At 75.3% G+C, this 2,109-nt stretch carries 2 protein-coding genes; both read right to left on the bottom strand.

Annotated features, from left to right (window positions below; all coding sequences use genetic code 11):
• On the bottom strand, window positions 1–834 hold an 834-nt coding region (locus ACFV0Q_RS40985), incomplete at its 3' end, for a tetratricopeptide repeat protein (RefSeq protein WP_385013132.1).
• 377 nt (window positions 835–1,211) lie between these two features.
• Window positions 1,212–1,847: a uridine kinase gene (locus tag ACFV0Q_RS40980; protein ID WP_385013130.1), complete on the bottom strand. Its 636-nt coding sequence runs from the start codon at window positions 1,845–1,847 to the stop codon at window positions 1,212–1,214.
• Window positions 1,848–2,109: the final 262 nt, after the last annotated feature.

Genomic DNA, 2,109 nt, shown 5'->3' with positions numbered 1-2,109 from the left:
CCCGTGCCCCGCGAAGCCCTCGGCGGTGTGCCCGCCGTAGCCGGCGTACCCGGCCATGTCGTCGGGGTCACTGCTGTCCGCGATGGCCGTCAGCCGGGCCGCCGTGTCCATGAACGCCGGGTCCACCCGGTGCACCGCCCGGTACAGCGGCAGCGCCGCCGCGCTGCGCCCGGTCCCCTCGTGCGCCCGCGCCAGCCAGTACCGCAGCTCCTTGCGCTGCGGCTGCTCGCTGCGGCAGCGCATCAGGGCCGCCGACAGCATCGGCTCCGCCTGCCCGTACATCTCGAGGCGGACCCGGGCCATCCCGCCGAAGAGTCCCGCCTCGATCCCCAGCAGCGGATCGTCCACCAGCGGCTCGGTGTGCCGTACGAGCTGCTCCCAGTCCTTGACCAGGTAGGCCCGGCAGGCGTGCAGGAACCGCACCTGCGGATCGGTGTCCACCGGCGGCAGTGCGGCGAGCGCCTGGTCCAGCTCGGGCACGTGCCGGCCGTCCAGCCAGTGCGAGGCGTGCGCCAGCAGCAGGTCCCGCCGGCTCTCCAGCACCGGCTGCACCCACCAGCCCAGCCAGTACCAGGAGTTCAGGGTCCGCCGGTGGCGGGTCCGCTGCTCGCCGAAGCGGTCGCGGTGGGCGTACATGCGCAATAACGCGTTGGTCGTGTCCACCCGCAGCGCGTGCAGGCCCAGCCAGGCGTCGGCCATGGCGGGATCGAGCCTGACGGCCGCCCGGAACTCCTCCTCGGCCTGCGGGTACGCGCCCATCGTGCAGGCGTCGACCCCGCGCAGCCAGGCGAGTTCGGCCGGGGCGTGTGCGCTGCCCGGCATGCCGAAGTCCATCACATCCCCCACAAGCCAGCCCCGTGGTGCGCGGCAACCTCCGCGCCGCGCACGCGAGTTGTCCACCCCGCCGATGAAATCAGGGCTGCATCGTACCTGCGGTGACGCACCTTACCCAGGGTGCGGTGGGTACGGGTCGCGAGCGGGCCCGGGACGCGCGGCGTAACTCAGGGTGAGGGCCGGTGGGTGCGGCAGCGCGCCCCACGCCCCGCCGGAACCGGTCCGGGGCAGAACGAAGCCCCCGATCACGGGGGAACAATCGGGGGCTTCGCGTCCGCAGCGGCCTTCGCAGACCGCGCATTCAGAACGTAAGGCCGTTCCCGGGCCCCGGTCAAGCGGCTCGGAGCAGGCCCGTGCGGCCGGTTCCGCGGGGGTGCTCAGGCCTGGGGGAGCCCGTGACGTTCGGTCACCGTCGGGCTCGTTCCCGAGGCCGCAGGGGCCCCGGAAGTCCACTCGTATCCCGTACCGCTCTGGCGTACCAGGGCGTCCGCGTAGGGGCGCGAAGGGTCGTTGGAGAAGTGCGCGAGCTCCGCGCGCTCCCATCCGTCCCAGAAGTCGGAAAGTTCGCGCCCGTCCCGGTTTCGCCCACGCCCCCAGGACTCCTCACGAGGGGTCTCCATCCACAGCAGCCGCGCCAGGTGCGGCCGCAGCGCCCGCCGCCCGGCCCCGACCCCCTCGACGACCAGCACCGGAGCCGGCTCCAGGACGCGCGGCGCGCCGAAGCGGCGTGCCACCCAGTCGTACGGGGCCCAGTGCGCGGCCCGGCCCGCGGCCAGCGGCTCCAGTACCTGGACCCGCAGCCGCTCCTCCCAGCCGAACAGCTCCTCGTGGGTGGCCACGTCGTCCAGGTGCAGCACCGGCGCCCCGCCCAGCGCGCGGGCCAGGTGCCCGGCGAAGGTGCTCTTCCCGGAGCCGGCGTGCCCGTCGACGCCGATCACCCGGACCGGGCCGAGCGAGGGCGGCAGGGCGGCGAACTCCCGCGCGAGTGCATCGAGTGACTGGTGTGGCTCCACCCGGCCAGCGTACGGCCCGCCCCCGCGTCACCCCCGACACGTGCCGGGGGCTTCGCCGCCCGGCGGCCGGGAACTGGAAGGGTGGACGCCGAACCACCGCACCGAGCCCTGGGGGCCACGCAGATGACCGCACCCACGCCGCGCCGGGCCCTCCTGGCCGTCGCCCTCGCCGCCGCCACCGCGGCCACCCTGCCCGCCGGGCGGGCGGCCGCCGCGCCGGGCTCCGGCCCGGGCTCCTCCCCGGAGCACCGCTCCACCGTCC

Source organism: Streptomyces sp. NPDC059564 (assembly GCF_042735575.1).
Lineage (GTDB): Bacteria > Actinomycetota > Actinomycetes > Streptomycetales > Streptomycetaceae > Streptomyces.
This window is presented reverse-complemented; position numbering and strand designations above follow the sequence as displayed.